Origin of the sequence: Shewanella sp. GD03713, from assembly GCF_029843705.1 — a bacterium.
Classification (GTDB): Bacteria; Pseudomonadota; Gammaproteobacteria; order Enterobacterales; family Shewanellaceae; genus Shewanella.
In genome coordinates, this window is sequence record NZ_JAOCIW010000001.1 from 4,781,193 (window position 1) to 4,805,035 (window position 23,843).

The window sequence follows — 23,843 nt, forward strand, 5'->3', positions numbered from 1 at the left end:
ACAGGCTGAGAGTCAATTTGCCGTGGCTGAAATACCGTATCTGTGGCATGCTTACCGCCATCTAAGTCATCGATAAACGAAAATTACTTATGCCTACCATAGCCAATAACCCACTTGTCCTTGTGGATGGATCTTCTTATTTATATCGCGCCTATTATGCGCCTCCTCACCTGACAAACTCAAAGGGCGAAGCTACTGGTGCTGTTTATGGCGTAGTGAATATGCTCCGCAGCTTATTAAGCCGTTATCAACCTAGCCATATCGCTGTGGTGTTCGATGCTAAAGGCAAAACCTTCCGCAATGACTTATATGAAGAATACAAGGCACATCGCCCGCCTATGCCGGATGACCTGCGCTCACAAATTGAACCACTACACCGTATTATCCGTGCCTTAGGCCTGCCCTTAATCTCTATTCCTGGTGTTGAGGCGGACGATGTTATCGGCACAATCGCTCGCCAAGCGAGCCGCGAAAACCGCGCTGTACTCATCAGCACTGGTGATAAAGACATGGCGCAGCTGGTTGATGAAAATATCACGCTGATCAACACCATGACAGATACCATCATGGGTCCTGAAGAGGTTGCGGCTAAATATGGTGTTGGCCCAGACAGAATTATCGATTTCTTGGCGTTGATGGGCGACAAGGCAGATAACATTCCCGGTTTACCCGGCGTAGGCGAAAAAACCGCATTAGCTATGCTCACAGGGGCGGGTAGTGTCGCCAATTTGCTTGCAGAGCCCGAAAAAGTCACCGAATTAGGCTTTAGGGGCGCAAAAACCATGGCGGCGAAAATAATCGACAATGCCGACATGCTAAAACTGTCCTATGAGCTTGCTACCATTAAAACCGATGTCGAGCTCGAACAAGATTGGCATGAACTCGAAGCCAAACCCGCTGACAGGGATGAGCTGATCAAATGCTATGGCGAAATGGAATTTAAACGCTGGCTTGCCGAAGTCTTAGATAATAAAGCGCCAACAACGGTCGCTGCAAAAGTCGAAACGACCGAAACCCAAGAAGAATCAACGCCCAGCGTCACGATTGAAACTCAATACGATACGATTCTGACCGAAGCTCAGCTCGATGAGTGGATTGCCAAACTCAAGCAAGCGCCATTAATGGCCGTGGATACCGAGACCACCAGCCTCGACTATATGGTTGCGGAATTGGTTGGCCTGTCCTTTGCACTTGAAGCGGGTAAAGCCGCCTATCTGCCCTTAGCCCACGATTATGTTGGCGCGCCTCAACAATTAGACAAGCAAACTGCACTCGAAAAACTGCGCCCGATACTCGAAGACGCCAAGCTCAAAAAAGTCGGTCAAAACCTGAAATATGACATCAGCGTATTGGCCAATGCAGGCATACAACTCCAAGGCGTGATATTCGACACTATGCTCGAATCCTATGTGTTTAACTCGGTCGCCTCACGCCATGATATGGATGGGTTGGCGCTTAAATACCTAGGCCATAAAAATATCGCCTTTGAAGATATCGCAGGTAAAGGTGCTAAACAGCTGACCTTCAACCAAATTCCGTTGGAAACAGCTGCGCCCTATGCGGCGGAAGATGCCGATATTACCCTACGCCTACATCAACATTTGTGGCCAAGACTCGAAAAAGAGACCGAATTAGCCTCAGTCTTTACCGATATTGAACTGCCGCTGATCCAAATACTGTCCGATATTGAACGCCAAGGTGTGTTTATCGATAGTATGTTGCTCGGCCAACAGAGTGATGAACTTGCCCGTAAAATCGATGAGTTAGAAACAAAAGCTTATGATATTGCAGGTGAAAAATTCAATTTAAGCTCACCAAAGCAACTACAAGTGCTGTTTTTTGAAAAGCTGGGTTATCCTGTCATCAAAAAAACCCCTAAGGGCGCCCCCTCTACCGCGGAAGAAGTACTGGTTGAGTTGGCGCTGGATTTCCCTCTACCTAAAGTGATCCTTGAACATAGAAGCCTAACCAAGCTAAAGAGTACTTACACCGACAAGCTCCCTCTAATGGTGAACGCGAAAACGGGTCGGGTACACACAAGCTACCATCAGGCCAACGCCGCAACGGGGCGTTTATCCTCGAGCGAACCAAACCTACAGAATATTCCTATCCGCACCGAGGAAGGTCGTCGTATTCGCCAAGCCTTTATTGCGCCTCAAGGACGTAAGATTTTGGCCGCCGACTATTCGCAGATTGAATTACGGATCATGGCGCATTTATCCCAAGATGCGGGCTTACTCAAAGCCTTCGCTGAAGGCAAAGACATTCACAGAGCCACCGCCGCCGAAGTATTTGGCACCGACTTTGACAGCGTCACCTCGGAGCAGCGTCGCCGCGCCAAAGCCGTTAACTTTGGCCTTATCTATGGCATGTCCGCCTTTGGATTGGCGCGTCAGCTCGACATTCCCCGCAACGAGGCACAAACTTACATCGACACTTACTTCGCTCGCTATCCAGGCGTATTAAGGTATATGGAAGAAACACGAGCCAGTGCAGCAGAACTTGGCTATGTCTCTACGCTATTTGGGCGCCGTTTGTATTTACCCGAAATTCGCGACCGCAATGCTATGCGCCGCCAAGCAGCAGAAAGAGCCGCGATTAACGCCCCAATGCAAGGCACCGCCGCGGATATCATTAAAAAAGCCATGATCAGCATTGCCGATTGGATAAAAACCGATACCCAAGGTGAAATCGCCATGATCATGCAAGTCCACGACGAATTAGTATTCGAAGTCGATGCAGATAAAGCCGAAACACTCAAGCTCAAGGTGTGTGAACTTATGGCAAAAGCAGCCAATCTGGATGTGGAACTTCTGGCAGAAGCTGGTATTGGCGATAACTGGGACCAAGCCCACTAGCATTCAAACGCTAGACTTTAACTTCTAACACTCGTTGCTGACTCGTACTAAGGCTCATCCGTTACAGGATGGGCCTTTGTATTTGGTGCAACTTTTAGGTGCCGCTAAACTCGACATCGCAGAGAACAAGATGAGGAGAAATTGTTTACTCTGGCGAATCCCCTGATGGGCTCCCCTCTCAAGAGCGGGAAGCAGCATTCGACTCTCCATACAATACTCTCAGTCACTAAATGTTATCTCCCCTCAATTCTCGCAGCTTCAACACCGCTATAAACACAACCAGCTATCTGCGTGACACTCCATACAAGCCTAAACAATCGTTCGCTGATGGATACAACCCAGAACAATCACCAAAATAGAGTAAAAACATTAAATCTGACGAATTGATCAGTTCTGTACTAAAAATACGGTAAATTTAGCGAAATCAGTGGTTTAAATGTCTTTTGTGAAAATATCAGATCAAACACCGCTGCTTTTTTCACCTAAAACTTGAGATCTACCGCACACAATTATCACTTTTTCAAAAAAACTGTTTTCCATTTAGAGATAAATAGCGTATTATTCTCTGCGTAGGGTACAGAGGTTAAGATGTTCTATCTTTCAGACCTTTATTTCACTTATAGTGACGAGCCAAATTCTGGCGCCCCAGCAACTTGTTTGCTGGGGCTTTTTTTTGCTCTTTTTTCGGTCTAGGGATGATTTCAACAAAGGCGAGTAAATTTTAGAGTATTTACTTTAATAAAAGGTAAATTCGATGTATGCTGTCTTCATTGAGAACCATTGAAGGTAATTTGATGGTGCTTGAGTCTTGTTGAATTTAGCTTCTCCCCAAAAGAGCTAAAATTTTGGCCGGTGACTAATGTTATCGGCTATTTTTTTGCCCAAAATTTGCGGGGTGAAATCGATGTTTTATAAGAGGATATTGCAGAAAGAAATGGCCGAATGCACTCATGGCATCCGACCATAAAAGCAAAAGACTTACTCGGCGTCGTCTTGGTTTTCTAACTCATCGGCCAACCATTGCGGATGACACCATTCATTTAAGATACTAAGCACTTTAGGTTTGCCCGTGCCTTTGAGCGCAGAAAAAGGCTCAACCTGTACCCAATCACCAAACTCAACCAGCGCTTTACGCACTTCGTTCACGGTTTTCATCTTCGCGCTTTGCGCCAATTTATCGGACTTAGTCAGTAATGCGAGTACTGGAATTTCACTCGCAACCGCCCATTCGATCATCTGCATATCCAAATCTTTCAACGGATGACGAATATCCATCAATACCACAACGCCACTTAAGCACGCACGCTTCTGCAAATATTCGCCGAGGGATTGTTGCCACTTTAATTTCATGGCTAGAGGCACTTGGGCAAAGCCGTAACCCGGTAAATCGACTAATCGACGCTGCGTATCGAGTTCAAATACGTTAATTAGCTGAGTGCGCCCCGGGGTTTTACTGGTACGCGCTAAGTTTTTCTGCTCAGTTAATGCATTGAGTGCACTCGATTTTCCGGCATTGGAACGACCAGCAAAAGCAATCTCAACACCAACGTCGCCGGGCAGATATTGATCCAAATGTGCAATGTCTGGTGCACTGATTAAAAACTTCGCCCTGCGAAAATCTATATGAGATTCAGTCACTATTTACTCCAATATATTTACTGCGCAATACCATAATTTATGAAGAATTGCTTACTTTTCCACGTTTTCGTGTAAAATATTACCCCGATCACATTAAACATATTTTACCACGCTTGCGGGTCACCCTAGTAAGCTCAGGATAATAATCTTAACCAGAAGTTGGAACGCCATGAAAAAGTTAGCTCTTGCGCTGTCTGTTGTAGTTGCCGCCATATCTTCACCTGCGATTGCTGAAGGTAATGCTGAAGCGGGAAAAACTAAAGTTATCGTTTGTTCTGCCTGTCACGGCATGGACGGTAACAGTATGATCGATATGTACCCTAAGCTTGCGGGCCAACACGCCACATACCTCCAAAAGCAACTACATGATTTCCGTAGTGCGGCGCAATCTGGCGGTAAAGATGGTCGTATGGATCCTATCATGAGTGGTATGGCAATGCCTCTAAGCGATCAAGATATTCTTGATATCAGCGCTTATTTCTCTAGCCAAGCAATCCAAGTTGCTGAAGCGAAAGATGTTCCTGAGCTAGGTGCAAAACTTTACAAAGGTGGCGATGTATCTCGCGGCATCACAGCTTGTATGGCATGTCATGGTCCAGATGCTAAAGGTGCTGAATCAGCTGGTTTCCCAGCATTAGCCGGTCAACACGCTAACTACATCAAAATCCAACTGACTAAGTTCCGTGATGCTGGTCGCCACAACGACCTCAACGGCATGATGCAAGATGTCGCGAAAAAGTTAAGCGACAGTGATATCGAAGCATTATCTAAGTACATTGCTAGCCTGAAATAGGTTTTAGCGATAAAAAAGGGTGCACTGTCACCCTTTTTTATCGCCACAAAGTTTACGTTAACGTAAACTGGTAAAGATTCATGCTTGACATAGATCACAGATTTGGGTTTAATAAGCCCCGTACCGAGATAAACCCATCTGTTTGTACAAATAAATTAATAATAACTTGCAGATTTCGGTATAATTAACATTCAAGATATAAGAATAAAGACTCTCAATAACAATAATATAACTAAGACCACTCTCTAATAATAATAAGAGCAGTGATTTCGCCTTGAAATCCCGGTCAGTACATTTTTGTAAGGGATGGCCGATAACGCCAATTTGCGATAAGCAAATCGCCTTACACTCAGGGTAACTTGCCCCATCAGGACACAGTTTGAATGATTCAAACTGTAGCAAAGGAAGCTAATAGCTTTGGATGCACTGGCTGGAAGCTTGTTATCACTGGAAGGTACTTCAAGCAACATGGATGGTTAACTTAACGTCATTGATGACGCTGTAATAAAGATGTGTCTTGAGACCATCTACGGAAACTGTGGTCTGGATGGCAACAGAAACTAATTAAGTGTCTGGAAGACCGATAACTAAAATGATGCAGGGAAAGCAGTAAAAAAAAGAAGGATACCGACCGGGAAAGTCGCATAGCAAGTAAGGATACTTGGAATCAGAATAGGGTGCAAAATGCACCGTTTGTAAGGCGGCAGTTAAACTGCCGCCTTTTTTCTTTGTGATTCTCCACCAGCATACATCCAGCACCGAAAGTGCACTTCCGCAATATAATTGTTACAATCAAGACCTTAATACTTTTCTAGTTGACTCAATGCGCAGATGTCCCCTTTGTCATAGCACGCAAACACTGTTGCTCCTTCAGGACAAGAAACGGTGTTTTTATGTTTGCCAGACATGCGGACTCACCTTTGCAGACGCAAATAGCCATCTTCCTCCCACGGCAGAAAAACAGCGTTATGGCCGTTCGCGGATTGCCGCCAAACAACGCCAACTCTCACAATTTATTTTACCGCTACTGACACAAATACAATTGCAGCAAAAAGGGAGCCTCAAAGGCTTAAATTTTGGACGCGTGTTAGATCAAACCAGTCTGGCGACCATTGAATCGGCGGGACACACTTTCAAGCAGTATGATCCTTTCTTCGCGCCCGACCACGAAACACTTAAGCAAGAATATGATTTTATTTGTTGCTACCGAGTCTTTGAGCATTTTCAGCACCCCAGTAGAGAATGGAGTTTACTGACCCGTTTACTCAAATCGGGGGGCTGGTTAGCGATTAGCACACCCTTATTAATTGATTTAGAAGGCTTTGCTAAATGGCATTATAAAAACAATCTCACTCACGTGAGTTTTTACCAAAGACAAACCTTTGAATACCTAGCGAGTAATAGCGATTTTGAACTATTATTTGCCGCGAAAGACCTCGTTTTGATGCAAAAAACATCATAATCTGGTATAACAGCCGACCGAATTTAGTACCGAGTCGATCCCGTATCGGCTAGGCCACACGTTGTAAACAATTGAGAAAATCATGTCTCGTAGCAAGAAAACACGCAAGGGCGGCGAGAATAGCCCTAAATTACAGCCAAGAGTGAAAAAGCAGGACCGTGCAGAAGTCACTGGCAAGCGCGCCGAAAAGGGCAATAAGTCTGGCAGTCGTCATAATGAGGCGCTGATCCAGGCTCAAGCACCACAGAAAAAGGCTGCACAGAAGAAAGATCCTCGCCATGGCAGCAAAAAGCCTGTGGCATTGGCTTTACCAACTGCAACAGAAAAACCAGCCACACCAAAGGTTAAGCAACCCAAGTTAACTGACGAGCAAAAACTGTTGAAGCTGGAAGAAGATCCAAGACTGAACCAGTTACTCGATATGCTGGAAGAAGGCCGTAACTTAAGCAATGACGACCAACAATGGTTAGATCAGCAGCTGAACAAGATTGAAGCCCTGATGATTAAACTGGGTATCAGCGATGAGTTAGAAGATGAAGCGCCAGCGAAAAAATCTAAAGTCGATTCAGATGATGACCTGTTCGATCGCTTTGAATCGGGTGCCGACCTGCTAAAAGATTATCAAGATAAGTTTTAAATCTTAGAATATGCATAAAAACAAAGCGCTCAGCCTTTGTTTTTATGCAGTCTAAACAAGGAGTTTACGTGTCTACCACTCTTATCCTGCTTGGTTTTATCATCATTGTTGCCCTCAGTAGTTACGCCACTTTCTTACTCCTCAAGCTCAAGCAACAGAAACAACGCCAACAGGCGCTCACAGCAGAACGTGAAGCGGCGGCTAACGCGAAGCGCGCCCAAGTACTGGAAGATATTCGTTATATCGCCACTGCCATGATCGATGACCGCTGCGAAATCTCTGAAGGTGTGGTGAGGATTGGCCGTTTATTTGAAATTTTATCCTTGAGCGAGCGCGTGGCGCCTGAGTTCCCAGCATTCTTCCAACACTTTGAGCTCATTAAAGATCACCCGATTATGGAAGCTCGCCAAGCCCTGCCAAAGCAAGAACGCATGAAGCTCGATTTTGTCCGCATGAAATCTGAAGCAGAACTGGCTGAGGGTATTACCGCCGATGCCAAAAAGCTCTCAAATTATCAATTAAAAGCCCCACATTAAGCTGACGACATTAACCTCAAGGCCAAAACCTTGGCTTTGAGGCCCAATCGCTCCCGCATTTCTTTTCCCACACAGAGTACGGCTTCACGTGAGCCTGTGCACAAAACCTCCAAAAAACAACAGACATTGGCTCCTTTTTCATAGATATTGCGTAACTTCTAAAAGGACAGACATCATTTTTACAACCTAGATCAAGGTTATTTGGCTAAGAACCTTGCATACTTCGCTTGTTGCTAATTTACCCTCGGAGGACACGCCTTGAAGCAGCCCACTCAGATAAGCTGGGATCAGTCGATGATCGAAAAATATAACTACAGCGGTCCCCGTTACACTTCTTACCCAACGGCGCTGGAGTTCGATGATTCATTCACTGAACAAAACCTGTTAACGGCGATTGAAAACAGTAAGAGTGACAAACTGTCGCTGTATATTCACATCCCCTTCTGCGCCAAACTTTGCTACTACTGTGGCTGTAATAAAGTTATCACTCGCCACGCCCACAAGGCCGATCAATATATCGAGTATTTAAGCCACGAAATTATTAAGCGCGCTCCGCTGTTTAAGCACTACACAGTCACCCAAATGCACTGGGGCGGCGGCACTCCAACCTTCTTAAATCCTGAGCAAATTCTGAAGTTAACCGACTTAATCAAGGCTAATTTTAACTTTGCCGATGAAGGTGAGTTCTCTATCGAAGTTGACCCGCGTGAGATTGAGCTTTCAATGCTCGATACCTTGAAAGAAGCGGGCTTTAACCGCATTTCTATCGGGGTGCAGGACTTCAATAAAGAAGTACAAGTCGCGGTTAACCGTGAGCAGGACGAGCAATTTATTTTCGATTTAATGGCCAAAGCCAAGGCCATGGGATTTGTCTCAACCAATATCGACTTAATTTACGGTCTGCCACATCAGACACCCGAAACATTCGCCGCCACCATGCAGCGCGTGTTAGACCTGTCGCCCGATCGTCTATCTGTGTTCAACTATGCCCACTTACCCGCGCGTTTTGCCGCGCAGCGTAAAATTAAAGATGAACATTTACCTTCGCCAAAACAAAAACTCGAGATGTTGCATCAAACAATCGAGACTTTAACTGGCGCGGGTTATCAGTACATCGGCATGGACCACTTCGCTAAGCCCGATGATGAGTTGGCTAAGTTACAACGCGAAGGCAAACTGCACCGCAACTTCCAGGGTTACACCACCCAAGAAGAATGCGACCTGCTCGGTCTTGGCGTGTCTTCTATCAGCCAAATCGGCGATTGTTATGCGCAAAACCAGAAGGACATTCGTCCTTACTACGAAGCCATCGACAAAGACGGACATGCACTGTGGAAAGGCTGTAGCCTGAATCGTGACGACGAAATTCGCCGTGTCGTGATCAAACAACTGATCTGCCACTTCGATTTAGATATGGCAAAAATGGACGAAAAACTAGGTATTAAGTTTGAGGAATACTTCGCCGAAGACTTAAAACTGCTGCAAACCTTTATCGACGATAAGTTAGTCGAGGTAACCGACAGAAAGATCACTATCAGCCCCACTGGCCGTCTGTTGATCCGCAATATCTGTATGTGCTTCGACCTTTACTACCGTCAAAAAGCGCGTCAACAACAGTTCTCCCGTGTGATCTAACACAGACGCATCTCCAATAAAAAATCCGACTCTAATGTCGGATTTTTTTATTGGGAAATAGAGCCGCTTACTTAAGCTTTAGCCGCATATAGCGCCTTGCGCTCGCTCTCGGATAAAAACGCCATTTCCACCCCGTTGCGTTGCACTTGAGCCAGCTCAGCATCGCTTAGGCCCAGTTCAGACTTGGCAATGCGGTATTCATGCTTGATATCAATCGCACTCACGCCTGGATCATCGGTGTTAAGGCTTATCAACACACCAGCATCCATAAAGGTTCTGAAGGGATGTTCAGCATAGGAAGACACGGTCGACGTGTGCAGGTTGCTGGTTGGGCAAGATTCGATACCGATACGGTGTTTAGCGAGATATTCCATCAGCTTAGGATCGTGAATCGCATTCACACCATGGCCGATACGTGTTGCACCCAACTCCTGAATCGCTTGCCACATACTTTGTGAACCGGCCGCTTCCCCCGCATGGGCGGTAATGGCTAAGCCCGCGTCTCGCACTCGCTTAAAATGCTCGTTAAACAATTCGCCAGGGAAGCCTAGCTCATCGCCAGCTAAATCCATCGCGACTAAATGTTGTTTATGGGCGAGCAGGCCTTCGAGCTCCTGAGTACAAGCAGCTTGGCCGAATGAGCGCGACATAATCCCGATAAGATTGATTTTAACTTGGTAATCTTTCAGGCCCGCTTTCACCCCGTCGATAACCGCTTCAACCACACCTTCAATCGGTAGTTTATGGTTCATCGCCATGTAATATGGACTAAAACGCAGCTCCGCATAATCAAGGCCAGATAACGCCGCATCGGCCACGTTTTCATAGGCGACACGTTTTACCGCATCTAAATCAGCTAGCACTGCCACCATCCAATCAAGCTTCTTCAAGAAGGCGACTAAGCTGGTTTCTTTCCCCTGAATTTGTACAAATGGCGCGAGAGTCTCTAAAGAATCGGCAGGTAAAGCAATGCCGTGTTGGTGTCCGAGTTCCCAAATGGTGTTCACTCGCACGTTACCATCTAAGTGACGATGCAAATCCACCAATGGAATGGATGTATTGATCATAATTAACCCCTATGTGAACTACCCAGCCAATGCTTTTGTTATTTGGTCTAGGGCGGACCCTAAGTTTAACACGCATTCTTTGGTGGCACTTAGCTAAGGGCGGGATTTAAATTCACATTCAGTCACAATTCTGCTTAATATGCGTACAACAATCTGGGGTAAACCTCAGGCATAATGAGTTCAATAACAACGAAAATATCCGAGATAAATCATGCATAAACTCTTTACCCCAAGCTTACTGATTTGCGCACTTAGTGCCTGTAGCGCGGTTCAGCCCCCAGTCGAATCCACCAAACAAACAACGGTAGCCGTTGCGCAGTCCACAGCCAAGACTATGGCCCCAGCACTGCAAGCGATTGTGGATCAAAGTTGGCAACTCCAACTCAGTGCCAGCCCAGAAATGGCCTATGGAATGGGGGATAAGAGTGCTGCGGGTAAACTGCAAGATCTGTCTCCCGAAGCCTTAGCTAAGCTCAATCAGGGACAAATGGCCATTCTCGCCCAATTGAAAGCACTGGATCGCAGCAAGCTGAGTAAAGAGGATAAAATCAACGCCCAAATCCTCGAAGATCAGATCCAAAACGAGGTCGACCTGTATAAATACAAGGATTACTACCTGCCGATCACCGCAGAGAGTGGCTTCCACGCCTATATATCTTCCATTGCGCAAGGGCGATTCAACACCCTAGAGGATTACCAAAACTACCTAGGTAAGCTCAAGGCGCTACCGACCTATTTTGCCCAGCAAACCCATTGGTTAAAACAAGGACTAAAGGAAGGTATTACACCGCCTAAAGCCACGCTCAAGGGATTTGAAAACAGCATTAGTGCTTACATCTTACCGGTAGAGAAAAGCAGTTATTTCAAGCCTTTTACTCAATACCCAAGCCACTTTACTGAGGCGCAAAAAGCGCAACTGACCCAAGAAGGCCGAGCATCGGTCGAGCAGAATGTGCTCCCGACCTATCAGGCTTTTTATGATTTTATGACTCAGGAGTATATGCCCAACACTCGGGAAAATATTGCCGCCAACAGCTTACCCGATGGTGATGCCTTCTATGAGAACCGCGTTCGTTACTACACGACCTTAAATATGACCTCGGCCGAAGTGCACGAGCTTGGTTTAAAAGAAGTGAAGCGTATCCGCCAGGAAATGGAGCAAGTGATTAAGTCTGTTGGCTTTAAAGGCAGCTTTGCCGACTTTTTACATTTCTTAAGAACCGATCCCCAGTTTTACACCACCAGTGCGGATCAGCTCCTGAAAGAAGCAGCATTTATTGCCAAAAAAGCCGATGCCATTTTGCCCAAATATTTTGGTAAATTGCCGCGAAAACCCTATGGTATCGCGCCAGTGCCGGCCGAAATCGCCCCTAAATACACCTCAGGCCGTTATTCAGGATCTAATCGTGATGACGAGCCGGGTTACTACTGGGTTAATACCTACGCCTTAGATAAGCGCCCTCTCTATGAACTCGAAGCACTAACGCTGCACGAAGCCGTGCCCGGGCATCATCTGCAGATTTCACTCAACTCCGAACTGAGTTCATTGCCCGATTTTCGTCGCTACAGCTATATTTCGGCCTTTGGTGAAGGTTGGGGATTGTATAGCGAGTACTTAGGCTTAGAAGCGGGATTCTATCAAGACCCTTACAGTAACTTTGGTCGTCTAACCTATGAGATGTGGCGCGCCGCTCGTCTCGTTGTCGATACGGGGATGCACGCCCAAGGTTGGAGCCGAGAACAAGCCATCGAGTTTATGGCGAGCAACACGGCGTTATCGCTCCACAATGTAACGACTGAGATTGACCGTTACATTACCTGGCCAGGGCAAGCGCTCTCCTACAAGATTGGTGAGCTAACCATTAAACGCCTACGCGCGAAAGCCGAGCAAGCCTTAGGCGATAAATTTGATATTCGCGCCTTCCACGACGCCGTATTAGAAAATGGTTCTGTGCCTATGTCGGTGCTGGAGCAGCAAATAAACGACTTTATCGAAGCGCAAAAAGCCGCGATTTAAGCTCATCCCAAGGGAGCGGGTATTTTCCAGCTCCCTTTCCTGCCCGCCCCAGTTCTCTGATACACTCTAGCAAACCTTTTTGCCCGAGATGTGCGACAGAGTATGAGCCAAACGCCCCTAAACTTTCCAAGGGAAGAGTTTTCCAAGGTAGCTTTTTCAACGGAACACGATTTAAATACTTCTGAACAGCAAGCCTTCTGGCAAACCGTTGTCCAAGACACACTCAAAACGCCCGATGGATTAACTTTGGCCTATATGATGGTCAAGCATCCCAAGGCCCATGCCAGCATAGTCATCAGCAGTGGCCGGGTTGAGTCCTACTTAAAGTATCAAGAACTCGTTTTTGATTTGTATCAGCAAGGCTATTCGGTATTTGCTATTGATCACCGCGGCCAGGGATTATCGAGTCGCATGACGGCCAATCCCCATCAAGGCCACGTGCGGCGGTTCAACGACTATATCGACGACTTTGCCCTGTTTATGCAAACCGTTGTACTCAAACATGCCACTTCGCCATTATTCTTGCTCGGGCATTCTATGGGCGGCGCCATCGGTACCTTGTATCTCAAACAACATCCGGATGTGTTTACCGCGGCGGCATTTTCAGCCCCCATGTATGGCATTAAGTTACCTATGCCCAAAGGATTTGTCCGTTGGCTTGCGAGTAAACTCGATGCCAGTCTCAACGGCGGAGAGCCTAACTATGTCCTCAGCGGGCAAAACTATAAGGCCGCTCCTTTTAAGGGCAATGATCTCACCCATTGCCAGAGTCGTTATCAAGCCTACCGAGAATTGTACGATGCGGCGCCAAAGCTGCAGTTAGGCTCACCCACTAACCGCTGGTTGACTGAATCCTTAGACGCGGCCGATGCCTGTGTATTGGCCACAGCACATATCCGTACGCCTATTCTAATCCTGCAAGCCAGTGAAGATAAGATCGTCGATAATGCCGCACAAAATCTGGCGGTAAGCTCAAATTGCCAATTAAAGGTGATTGCAGGGGCTGCCCATGAGATTTTTATGGAGAAAGATAGCTACCGTAATCAAGCGCTTAATTACGCGCTCGACTTTTTTAAACGCTACGCAACAAGGGACGTGGACAAACAAGCTGTTTAAAGTCATTAACACTTAAGGCACGCGCAATATTGTAGCCTTGGAAGTGGGTGCAACCTAAGTGGCTAAAGAGTTGTTGTTGCTGTGGTGACTCGACACCTTTGGCCACGATAGACAAGTTAAAGGCTTGTACCGACTGAATCAGCGCTTGGCCCCAGCTCGTATCAGTCGTTAAGTTAGCGGCACAATGTAAATCGAGCTTCACCTCATTCAAGGGATAGTGACGCAAGCAACTCAAGGCGCCTTGTCCCGCACCAAAGTTATCTAATGTTATCGCAATTCCAGCTTCCGCAAGCAGACTGATCCTCGGCTGAATAAAGGAGGCTGATGTTAGTAATGCACTCTCGGTTAACTCAATCCCCAGCTGATTGTCATCCAGCTCATAGCGACGGGTTAAGGCAACTAATTGCTCGACGAAATCAGCTTGGCAGAAAGATAAAGTACTGATATTCAAAGTTAAACGAGGCAGGCTAATGCCCTGCTGTTTAAATTGTTTAATCAACTGGCAAACGCGCGTAGCCACATTTAAATCGAGTGATGCAATCAGACCATGGCGCTCGGCGAGGCCAATAAACTTCGCGACGGGGATAATATCACCGTTGGCTAAATGCCAACGGGATAAGACTTCCGCAGCGACTATCTTCCCTTGCATATCCACAACGGGCTGGAACATCAATGACAACTGATTGTCTGTAATCGCACGCTTTAATTGCTGGCATAACGACAATTCGGGATCTTGAATATGTTCTAAATCAGGATGATAGAAGGCACAACCGGCCTGCTCGAACGAATGAGCATGTTGCAGCGCCAATTCGGCGCGGCGCAGTGCGATTTCGGGAGCGAGGGTTTCAACCGAATCCAATAAACAAATACCAATATCGGCATTGAAGCTGACACTTTGCTCGCCTTGATGGAATGGACGCGTCGTCATGTGCCTTAACTCGGTTGCTAACGCCAAGGCTCTGCGCCCGGCCATCGTAGCGTCAGCCGCCAACTCTTTGGTCAAAATGGCAAAACGCCCAAGCTCGATATGGGATACCAGGATATTTTCAGCAAAATAACTTGAGAGCCTCGCATTCAGTTGCGACAACAAGCGATCAAGTTCGTGGGGTGTTAGCGTATTGCTAACAGTATGAGTTTCCACATTGAGTAACAATAACGCGCCCCAATGACCTGTGCAGGGTCGTTGGCTGATATATTGGGATAACTGTTGCATAAAAGCTTCGGGCAGCATTCTATCGTCAGACTCAGACTGCTTAACCAACTCGGCGATAGCGGCATGATTTCGCTCACTCTCAGACACATCCACATGAATACCGATCATACGAGTGGGGCGGCCGAGATGATCCCAATCGACCAACATGCCACGGTCGAATACCCAGACATAATGGCCATCGCGGTGCAGTAAACGATGCACACTCTCAAATTCTTTTGTCTTGCCGCTGACGTATTCCTGCAGACAGTCCAGCACGCTTTGTCTATCATCGGGATGCAAACGGCTCTCCCAAGTCTGGAATGCACCTTCGAGTTCGTCGGGCTGATAGCCAATCATTTCCTTCCAGCGATCAGACAAAAACACCTCGCCAGTCCGAATATCCCAATCCCATATACCATTTCGCGAGCCTTCGACCGCAAACAACCAACGTTGCTCACTGTCGTTTAGCTGCTTAACGGCTCGCGCTAAGCGCTCATGAACCTGCTGCAGACTTGTCTGTAGGGATAAAACCTCGGACGCGCTCCAAGGCACTTGAGTTGAAAATTCGGGAGTTCCAACGTGTTTGGCCGATTGACTCAACATCTTGAATGGGCGGATCAGCAGATAATATAAAACGAAGGTAAAACCGATTAACAGCAGCGCCCCAAGCCCCCAGACACGCATAAATCGTTGTTGTTGCTCAGTTGAAGCCCTCGCAACCAGAGGCGCTAAATCCGACTCGAGATAGACGAGCTCTGTCGCGCCTGGATATTGAGCTTCCACAGGATAATAAGCTTGAATAGACAACCGCTCAGGATTCACCAAAATGCTCGCCTGACCGGATTGCACTACCGCATGATGCTTAACTACATCATATCCATCGATAACCTCAATGGCATTGCTATCACGCCAAACGGTATGATTTGCAAAGCGGATCCGACTATTTGCGTCCAGTAAGATATAAACCATAACGTTCATATCTAAGGTTGCCAGAGAGACTTCCTGCTCAATCCGTTCGATGTCTTGTAACGCTTGCGCCGATTGCACCACGGCTTGCATACGTAATAACTGCTGCTTGATCTGGCTGACTTGGCGGTCGGCTAATTCATTTCGCACCAACTCACTCTCATAAAAATACTCAGCCGTCACTAACACTAAATACAGTGCCAGCATACATGCAGGTATCAATACGGCGAGCGAGAGTTTGCGAAGCATGGGTAGCCAAATATCTACAATAAAGAGATGGACGCCTCGTATGCTAACGGGAAACCGATGACTAAGCAAAAAGACTTAACATAAGTGCCGCTATTTTAGACTAAATAATAGAATCTACGGGATAAGAGCAGGGAATCGATAATCAATAGAAACTTGAAGAACTGAACCTTGAAATGGCAAACACAAAAACAAAAAAGCCAGCTTATTCAGCTGGCTTCATTGTTTAATTAGGCGCTTGGCGATGACCTACTCTCACATGGGGAGACCCCACACTACCATCGGCGCGATTGCGTTTCACTTCTGAGTTCGGGATGGGATCAGGTGGGACCACAATGCTGTTGTCACCAAGCAAAAAATTGTCTGGAACAATTTTTAACGCGCTTTAGCGCGGCCCGTTAGGGTCAACTACATGGATGTAGTTGATAAATTCTTATTCCAGTTAATTCGGAAAGCTGGATTGAGTTGCACTTCTTAAGTGTTTGTATTCGTCTAAGGATTACTTAGTAAAACCCATCTGGGTTGTATGGTTAAGCCTCTCGAGTCATTAGTATCAGTTAGCTCAACGCCTCACAACGCTTACACACCTGACCTATCAACGTCCTAGTCTCGAACGGCTCTTTAGTGGACTTAAAGTCCAAGGGATGACTCATCTTGGGGCTCGCTTCCCGCTTAGATGCTTTCAGCGGTTATCGATTCCGAACATAGCTACCGGGCAATGCCATTGGCATGACAACCCGAACACCAGCGGTTCGTTCACTCCGGTCCTCTCGTACTAGGAGCAACTCCCCTCAATCATCCAACGCCCACGGCAGATAGGGACCGAACTGTCTCACGACGTTCTGAACCCAGCTCGCGTACCACTTTAAATGGCGAACAGCCATACCCTTGGGACCGACTTCAGCCCCAGGATGTGATGAGCCGACATCGAGGTGCCAAACACCGCCGTCGATATGAACTCTTGGGCGGTATCAGCCTGTTATCCCCGGAGTACCTTTTATCCGTTGAGCGATGGCCCTTCCATTCAGAACCACCGGATCACTATGACCTACTTTCGTACCTGCTCGACGTGTCTGTCTCGCAGTTAAGCTGGCTTATGCCATTGCACTAACCGTACGATGTCCGACCGTACTTAGCCAACCTTCGTGCTCCTCCGTTACTCTTTGGGAGGAGACCGCCCCAGTCAAACTACCCACCAGGCACTGTCCTTAACCCCGATTAGGGGCCCAAGTTAGAACATCAACACTACAAGGGTGGTATTTCAAGGACGACTCCACGAGAACTAGCGTTCCCGCTTCAAAGTCTCCCACCTATCCTACACATGTAGGGTCAATGTTCAGTGCCAAGCTATAGTAAAGGTTCACGGGGTCTTTCCGTCTAGCCGCGGGTATACGGCATCTTCACCGCAATTTCAACTTCACTGAGTCTCGGCTGGAGACAGCGTGGCCATCATTACGCCATTCGTGCAGGTCGGAACTTACCCGACAAGGAATTTCGCTACCTTAGGACCGTTATAGTTACGGCCGCCGTTTACCGGGGCTTCGATCATGAGCTTCTCTTGCGATAACCCAATCAATTAACCTTCCGGCACCGGGCAGGCGTCACACCGTATACGTCATCTTGCGATTTTGCACAGTGCTGTGTTTTTGATAAACAGTTGCAGCCACCTGGTATCTGCGACTGCCGTCAGCTTAGGGAGCAAGTCCCATCACCAACAGCAGCGTACCTTCTCCCGAAGTTACGGTACCATTTTGCCTAGTTCCTTCAGCCGAGTTCTCTCAAGCGCCTTGGTATTCTCTACCCGACCACCTGTGTCGGTTTGGGGTACGATTCCCGCTAACCTGAAGCTTAGAAGATTTTCCTGGAAGCATGGCATCAACTACTTCATCCCCTTGGGGACTCGTCATCAGCTCTCAGTGTTAAGAACGCCCGGATTTGCCTAAGCGTTCCACCTACCACCTTAAACGCGGACTACCAACGCCGCGCTAGCCTAGCCTTCTCCGTCTCTCCATCGCAGTTAGCGGAAGTACAGAAATATTAATCTGTTTCCCATCGACTACGCCTTTCGGCCTCGCCTTAGGGGTCGACTCACCCTGCCCCGATTAACGTTGGACAGGAACCCTTGGTCTTTCGGCGAGGGGGTTTTTCACCCCCTTTATCGTTACTCATGTCAGCATTCGCACTTCTGATACCTCCAGCGTGGGTTACCCCTTCACCTTCAACGGCTTACAGAACGCTCCTCTACCGCGCAACCCTAATGGATTGCACCCGTAGCTTCGGTGGTATGTTTAGCCCCGTTACATCTTCCGCGCAGGCCGACTCGACTAGTGAGCTATTACGCTTTCTTTAAATGATGGCTGCTTCTAAGCCAACATCCTAGCTGTCTAAGCCTTCCCACATCGTTTCCCACTTAACATACACTTTGGGACCTTAGCTGACGGTCTGGGTTGTTTCCCTTTTGACGACGGACGTTAGCACCCGCCGTCTGTCTCCCGGATAGCACTCTTTGGTATTCGGAGTTTGCAAAGGGTTGGTAAGTCGGGATGACCCCCTAGCCTTAACAGTGCTCTACCCCCAAAGGTGTTCGTCCGAGGCGCTACCTAAATAGCTTTCGAGGAGAACCAGATATCTCCCGGTTTGATTGGCCTTTCACCCCCAGCCACAAGTCATCCGCTAATTTTTCAACATTAGTCGGTTCGGTCCTCCAGTTGATGTTACTCAACCTTCAACCTGCCCATGGCTAGATCACCGGGTTTCGGGTCTACGCCTTGCAACTAAACGCGCAGTTAACACTCGGTTTCCCTACGGCTCCGCTATTCGCTTAACCTCGCTACAAAACGTAAGTCGCTGACCCATTATACAAAAGGTACGCAGTCACGGTCTCAAGAACCGCTCCCACTGCTTGTACGTATACGGTTTCAGGTTCTATTTCACTCCCCTCACAGGGGTTCTTTTCGCCTTTCCCTCACGGTACTGGTTCACTATCGGTCAGTCAGGAGTATTTAGCCTTGGAGGATGGTCCCCCCATATTCAAACAGGATATCACGTGTCCCGCCTTACTCGTTTTCATCAAAGGTTAGTTTTCGTGTACGGGGCTATCACCCTGTGCCGCTGGACTTTCCAGACCATTCCACTAACACCCCTCTGACTTAAGGGCTAATCCCCGTTCGCTCGCCGCTACTAGGGGAATCTCGGTTGATTTCTTTTCCTAAGGGTACTTAGATGTTTCAGTTCCCCTCGTTTGCCTCACTACACTATGTATTCATGTAGTGATAACAGCTTATGCTGCTGGGTTCCCCCATTCGGACATCGTTAGCTCAAATGCTTGTTACTAGCTCGCCAACGCTTTTCGCAAGTTACTACGTCCTTCATCGCCTCTGACTGCCAAGGCATCCACCGTATACGCTTAGTCGCTTAACCATACAACCCAAATGAGTTTCACTTGAATTGTTGCGACCAGCTGGTTTTACTTGTCTCATCTTCGACCAAGAAGATGGACTCGCCTTAGACTTGAATATTCAAGACACTTAAAAAGTGTTTTAAGAACTCAATTTTTTTCGTATTAACACAACGACAGATATCATTGTATTAATTACTATCAGCTTTCCAAATTGTTAAAGAACAATGCTTACCGGCTCGCGGTGCATTTCGCTCTCCCTCCTCTTTCGAGAAGTTCAACAAGCCATCTGTGTGAACACTCAACAAACATCGAGTTAGTCGTATAGGTAAGGAGGTGATCCAGCCCCAGGTTCCCCTAGGGCTACCTTGTTACGACTTCACCCCAGTCATGAACCACAAAGTGGTGAGCGCCCTCCCGAAGGTTAAGCTACCCACTTCTTTTGCAGCCCACTCCCATGGTGTGACGGGCGGTGTGTACAAGGCCCGGGAACGTATTCACCGTGGCATTCTGATCCACGATTACTAGCGATTCCGACTTCATGGAGTCGAGTTGCAGACTCCAATCCGGACTACGACGAGCTTTGTGAGATTAGCTCCACCTCGCGGCTTTGCAACCCTCTGTACTCGCCATTGTAGCACGTGTGTAGCCCTACTCGTAAGGGCCATGATGACTTGACGTCGTCCCCACCTTCCTCCGGTTTATCACCGGCAGTCTCCCTAGAGTTCCCACCATTACGTGCTGGCAAATAAGGATAGGGGTTGCGCTCGTTGCGGGACTTAACCCAACATTTCACAACACGAGCTGACGACAGCCATGCAGCACCTGTCTCAGAGTTCCCGAAGGCACTAAGCTATCTCTAGCGAATTCTCTGGATGTCAAGAGTAGGTAAGGTTCTTCGCGTTGCATCGAATTAAACCACATGCTCCACCGCTTGTGCGGGCCCCCGTCAATTCATTTGAGTTTTAACCTTGCGGCCGTACTCCCCAGGCGGTCTACTTAATGCGTTAGCTTGAGAGCCCAGTGTTCAAGACACCAAACTCCGAGTAGACATCGTTTACGGCGTGGACTACCAGGGTATCTAATCCTGTTTGCTCCCCACGCTTTCGTGCCTGAGCGTCAGTCTTTGTCCAGGGGGCCGCCTTCGCCACCGGTATTCCTCCAGATCTCTACGCATTTCACCGCTACACCTGGAATTCTACCCCCCTCTACAAGACTCTAGTTTGCCAGTTCGAAATGCAATTCCCAGGTTGAGCCCGGGGCTTTCACATCTCGCTTAACAAACCGCCTGCGCACGCTTTACGCCCAGTAATTCCGATTAACGCTTGGACCCTCCGTATTACCGCGGCTGCTGGCACGGAGTTAGCCGGTCCTTCTTCTGTAGGTAACGTCACAGCTGCAAGGTATTAACTTACAACCTTTCCTCCCTACTGAAAGTGCTTTACAACCCGAAGGCCTTCTTCACACACGCGGCATGGCTGCATCAGGGTTTCCCCCATTGTGCAATATTCCCCACTGCTGCCTCCCGTAGGAGTCTGGGCCGTGTCTCAGTCCCAGTGTGGCTGATCATCCTCTCAGAACAGCTAGGGATCGTCGCCTTGGTGAGCCATTACCTCACCAACTAGCTAATCCCACCTAGGTTCATCCAATCGCGAGAGGCCCGAAAGTCCCCCTCTTTCCCCCGTAGGGCGTATGCGGTATTAGCAGTCGTTTCCAACTGTTATCCCCCTCGACTGGGCAGATCCCTAGGCATTACTCACCCGTCCGCCGCTCGCCACCTCAGGAGTAAACTCCCTTGTGCTGCCGCTCGACTTGCATGTGTTAGGCCTGCCGCCAGCGTTCAATCTGAGCCATGATCAAACTCTTCAATTAAAAGTTTTGTGAATCCGAAGATTCGACTCAATGAATTCTGAATCGACTTAACTTAATAAGTCGTTGTACATATTGCTATGAACACTCATTCATTGATTTAAATTTTGATTACTCGCCAAACGGCAGAGTAATTTCGATTAACTCAACACCTGTGAGTGTCCACACAGATTTCTTGTTTAGATTGTTAAAGAGCATTTGACCTCAGCTTTCGCGTTACCGCTCAGCGGGTCAGGGCTGCGTATTCTACGCATTTCCCCTGTCGCGTCAAGGCGTTTTTGCAAACTTCTTGAGGCTTTCGAACCAACTGCACATTTTGCATTCGATTCGCACTGTCACCGCGGTTGCTTTCGCTGTCTGCCGTGTCAGTGGATGCGCATTATAGGCAGCAGAACTTTTTACGCAAGGGCTTTTTGACAGAAAGTTTCGATTAATCATCTAGACGCCTAGATATCCAGCAATATGAATAAAAAAGGGGCTAAACAGCCCCTTTTTGAATGCATTTACTTAACAAAAAACTTACTACGGACTGAAGAAACGCGATTCTTGCTCGACTTCGACTTCTTCACCATCGATATGGGTTTTCACTTTTATCTCGATGTTAGTCACTGAGCGCGAAAGTTCGACCGGATCGACCCCGACACTGATAGGTAGAGTTAACACCTCTCCACCCGCAATCGTCACTGAGGTTGGTCCATACCATTTATAGTTGTTGAGGCCTTCAACACTCATGGTGTATTCATGGGCTTGTTCTGTCTTATTGAGAATTTTCAGGGTGAAGGTGTTTTCAATCAGCCCTTGATTGTTTTCCCTATAAAGTTGGTTACGGTCGCGGATGATATCCATACGCACGGGTGCAATCGTCGCGCTCGCGTAGATAAAGATCAGGATCATGGCAGCCAACACCACGCCATAGCCCACCAGCTTAGGACGCAATACCTTCTCTTTGATACCTTCGAGTTTATTCTCTGTGGTATAGCTAATCAGCCCCAGAGGATATCCCATCCGCTCCATGGTTTGATCACAAGCGTCGATACAGGCGCCGCAGTTAATACATTCGTATTGCAAGCCGTTACGAATGTCGATACCCGTTGGGCAAACCTGGACACAGAGGTCGCAGTCGATGCAGTCGCCTAATCCCATTTCTTTCGGGTCGGCTTTGCGTGAGCGCGGGCCGCGGGTCTCACCGCGTTTTGCATCGTAACCTACGATATAAGTGTTTTTATCAAACATCGCCGATTGGAAACGGGCATAGGGGCACATATGGATACACATAATTTCACGCATCCAACCCGCATTACCGTATGTTGCGAAGGTAAAAAACACCACCCAGAAGTAGATTGCGCCTGATGCGTTAAGGGTAAAGACATCGACATACACTTCGCGGCTCGGCACAAAATAAGACACGAAGGTCATGGCTGTGAGCAGCGACAATAAAATCCACGCAGTGTGTTTTGCCGTCTTGCGCCAAAGTTTGTCAAAGTTCCATGGCATTTGATCTAGCTTGATGCGTTTATTACGTGCACCTTCGAGTTTTTCCTCGAACCAAATGAACATAAACGTCCACACGGTTTGCGGGCAGGTATAACCACACCAAACGCGGCCAAGATAGGTTGTGACGAAAAACAGTGCAAAGGCAGCTATCATAAAGAGAGCCGCGAGTAAGGTGAGATCCTGAGGCCAAATGGTGAGGCCAAAGACATGAAACTTCTGCTCGCCCAGATTGAACCAAACGGCTTGACGATCTCCCCAAGGGATCCACGGCAGAATAAGGAAGAAGAGCATTGCGACCCAACCCATACGGCGGCGTACGCTACTCCATAATCCATCGATTGCCCGGACATAAATCCGGTTGCGGGGGTTAAAGCGATCAGCCTTATTTTCATCTGGCTGGTGAATCTTAATTCGATTGGTTTTCGAATAGTCCTTGTTATTAGATTCTGCGTTCATCGTGACAGCCTTTTACTGCTTTAATATTGGACGAAAACTGGCTTATTATACCCATATTATTAATGGTTATTCACTTATGTTGGACTAAAAGATGAAAGGTTGGATCATATTAGCGCTCCTGTGTGGTGCATTATATTACTTATACACCGAAACAGACAAATTAGATGCACCTATAGCTAAAACAGAGGAAATGGTTCAGAAGATAGAAAATAAAATGGGTTCGATGACGGGCACCCAAATTATTAAGATCGATCAGAAACGCACTAAGGCTCGAAAAGAGATTTTGGAGCGACTATCGGCTCCTGAAGTCGAAGAATTTAATAAAATCCCACTTACCGAAGACGGCATTGCCGATTTTAAAGACAGCTATTGCGGCACTAAAGCGCCCGAGCACCCCATTTTTAGCCGAGATAACCTGTTTTTTATCTGCGATAACCTCTAATCCCACTTACAGGCAAACGGAA

The 23,843-nt window shown here is 47.5% G+C and carries 13 protein-coding genes and 3 rRNA genes; 9 read left to right on the forward strand and 7 right to left on the reverse strand.

Annotated features, from left to right (window positions below; all coding sequences use genetic code 11):
• The first annotated feature begins 89 nt into the window (after window positions 1-89).
• Window positions 90-2,858: a DNA polymerase I gene (gene polA, locus N5E87_RS20900; RefSeq protein WP_086902512.1), complete on the forward strand. Its 2,769-nt coding sequence runs from the start codon at window positions 90-92 to the stop codon at window positions 2,856-2,858.
• 978 nt (window positions 2,859-3,836) lie between these two features.
• On the opposite strand, the gene yihA is transcribed toward polA, so the two are convergent.
• Entirely contained in the window at window positions 3,837-4,496 is a 660-nt protein-coding gene (gene yihA, locus N5E87_RS20905; protein ID WP_023266199.1) for a ribosome biogenesis GTP-binding protein YihA/YsxC, read from the reverse strand.
• Between the two features lie 169 nt (window positions 4,497-4,665).
• Here yihA and N5E87_RS20910 point away from each other — a divergent pair, with 169 nt between their 5' ends.
• The 5 genes from N5E87_RS20910 to hemN all read left to right on the forward strand — a co-directional run bounded on the left by N5E87_RS20910 (window position 4,666) and on the right by hemN (window position 9,559).
• On the forward strand, window positions 4,666-5,289 hold the full coding sequence (locus N5E87_RS20910) for a c-type cytochrome (protein ID WP_011624628.1): 624 nt from the start codon (window positions 4,666-4,668) through the stop codon (window positions 5,287-5,289).
• Between the two features lie 823 nt (window positions 5,290-6,112).
• Window positions 6,113-6,751 (forward strand): class I SAM-dependent methyltransferase, encoded by a 639-nt coding sequence (locus N5E87_RS20915; RefSeq protein ID WP_086902522.1) that lies wholly within the window; start codon window positions 6,113-6,115, stop codon window positions 6,749-6,751.
• An 82-nt stretch (window positions 6,752-6,833) separates the two neighbouring features.
• Window positions 6,834-7,388 (forward strand): Der GTPase-activating protein YihI, encoded by a 555-nt coding sequence (yihI, locus tag N5E87_RS20920; RefSeq protein WP_011718820.1) that lies wholly within the window; start codon window positions 6,834-6,836, stop codon window positions 7,386-7,388.
• Window positions 7,389-7,456: 68 nt separating this feature from the next.
• Window positions 7,457-7,924 (forward strand): DUF2489 domain-containing protein, encoded by a 468-nt coding sequence (locus N5E87_RS20925; protein WP_011624631.1) that lies wholly within the window; start codon window positions 7,457-7,459, stop codon window positions 7,922-7,924.
• Between the two features lie 258 nt (window positions 7,925-8,182).
• Complete coding sequence (gene hemN / locus N5E87_RS20930) at window positions 8,183-9,559, forward strand: oxygen-independent coproporphyrinogen III oxidase (protein ID WP_086902513.1); 1,377 nt, start codon at window positions 8,183-8,185, stop codon at window positions 9,557-9,559.
• Window positions 9,560-9,630: 71 nt separating this feature from the next.
• On the opposite strand, the gene add is transcribed toward hemN, so the two are convergent.
• Window positions 9,631-10,626: an adenosine deaminase gene (gene add / locus N5E87_RS20935; protein ID WP_011718822.1), complete on the reverse strand. Its 996-nt coding sequence runs from the start codon at window positions 10,624-10,626 to the stop codon at window positions 9,631-9,633.
• Between the two features lie 211 nt (window positions 10,627-10,837).
• Between add and N5E87_RS20940 the strand changes: the two genes are divergently transcribed.
• Together N5E87_RS20940 and N5E87_RS20945 are read left to right on the forward strand one after the other, a co-directional pair.
• On the forward strand, window positions 10,838-12,643 hold the full coding sequence (locus N5E87_RS20940) for a DUF885 domain-containing protein (protein ID WP_086902514.1): 1,806 nt from the start codon (window positions 10,838-10,840) through the stop codon (window positions 12,641-12,643).
• Between the two features lie 102 nt (window positions 12,644-12,745).
• Complete coding sequence (locus tag N5E87_RS20945) at window positions 12,746-13,759, forward strand: alpha/beta fold hydrolase (protein WP_011624635.1); 1,014 nt, start codon at window positions 12,746-12,748, stop codon at window positions 13,757-13,759.
• Here the strand turns inward: N5E87_RS20945 and N5E87_RS20950 are convergent.
• The 5 genes from N5E87_RS20950 to ccoG all read right to left on the reverse strand — a co-directional run bounded on the left by N5E87_RS20950 (window position 13,716) and on the right by ccoG (window position 23,379).
• Window positions 13,716-16,166 (reverse strand): EAL domain-containing protein, encoded by a 2,451-nt coding sequence (locus tag N5E87_RS20950; RefSeq protein WP_086902515.1) that lies wholly within the window; start codon window positions 16,164-16,166, stop codon window positions 13,716-13,718. The genes N5E87_RS20945 and N5E87_RS20950 overlap by 44 nt on opposite strands.
• Before the next feature lie 233 nt (window positions 16,167-16,399).
• A 5S ribosomal RNA gene (gene rrf / locus N5E87_RS20955) occupies window positions 16,400-16,515 on the reverse strand.
• A 174-nt stretch (window positions 16,516-16,689) separates the two neighbouring features.
• Window positions 16,690-19,583: ribosomal RNA gene (locus N5E87_RS20960) — 23S ribosomal RNA — on the reverse strand.
• A gap of 306 nt (window positions 19,584-19,889) precedes the next feature.
• Window positions 19,890-21,432, reverse strand: a 16S ribosomal RNA gene (locus N5E87_RS20965).
• The 16S, 23S and 5S rRNA genes sit together here, the layout of an rRNA operon.
• A gap of 519 nt (window positions 21,433-21,951) precedes the next feature.
• The gene (gene ccoG, locus N5E87_RS20970; protein ID WP_086903501.1) at window positions 21,952-23,379 is read right to left on the reverse strand and encodes a cytochrome c oxidase accessory protein CcoG; all 1,428 of its coding nucleotides are present in this window, start codon (window positions 23,377-23,379) and stop codon (window positions 21,952-21,954) included.
• 91 nt (window positions 23,380-23,470) lie between these two features.
• Between ccoG and N5E87_RS20975 the strand changes: the two genes are divergently transcribed.
• Window positions 23,471-23,821: a hypothetical protein gene (locus tag N5E87_RS20975; protein ID WP_086903502.1), complete on the forward strand. Its 351-nt coding sequence runs from the start codon at window positions 23,471-23,473 to the stop codon at window positions 23,819-23,821.
• Window positions 23,822-23,843: the final 22 nt, after the last annotated feature.

Coding starts and splice junctions, on each gene's coding strand:
- add (WP_011718822.1), bottom strand. CDS start 10,626: ATGATCAATACATCCATTCCATTGGTGGATTTGCATCGTCACTTAGAT.
- polA (WP_086902512.1), top strand. CDS start 90: ATGCCTACCATAGCCAATAACCCACTTGTCCTTGTGGATGGATCTTCT.
- ccoG (WP_086903501.1), bottom strand. CDS start 23,379: ATGAACGCAGAATCTAATAACAAGGACTATTCGAAAACCAATCGAATT.
- N5E87_RS20950 (WP_086902515.1), bottom strand. CDS start 16,166: ATGCTTCGCAAACTCTCGCTCGCCGTATTGATACCTGCATGTATGCTG.
- N5E87_RS20940 (WP_086902514.1), top strand. CDS start 10,838: ATGCATAAACTCTTTACCCCAAGCTTACTGATTTGCGCACTTAGTGCC.
- N5E87_RS20975 (WP_086903502.1), top strand. CDS start 23,471: ATGAAAGGTTGGATCATATTAGCGCTCCTGTGTGGTGCATTATATTAC.
- N5E87_RS20915 (WP_086902522.1), top strand. CDS start 6,113: ATGCGCAGATGTCCCCTTTGTCATAGCACGCAAACACTGTTGCTCCTT.
- yihI (WP_011718820.1), top strand. CDS start 6,834: ATGTCTCGTAGCAAGAAAACACGCAAGGGCGGCGAGAATAGCCCTAAA.
- N5E87_RS20910 (WP_011624628.1), top strand. CDS start 4,666: ATGAAAAAGTTAGCTCTTGCGCTGTCTGTTGTAGTTGCCGCCATATCT.
- N5E87_RS20945 (WP_011624635.1), top strand. CDS start 12,746: ATGAGCCAAACGCCCCTAAACTTTCCAAGGGAAGAGTTTTCCAAGGTA.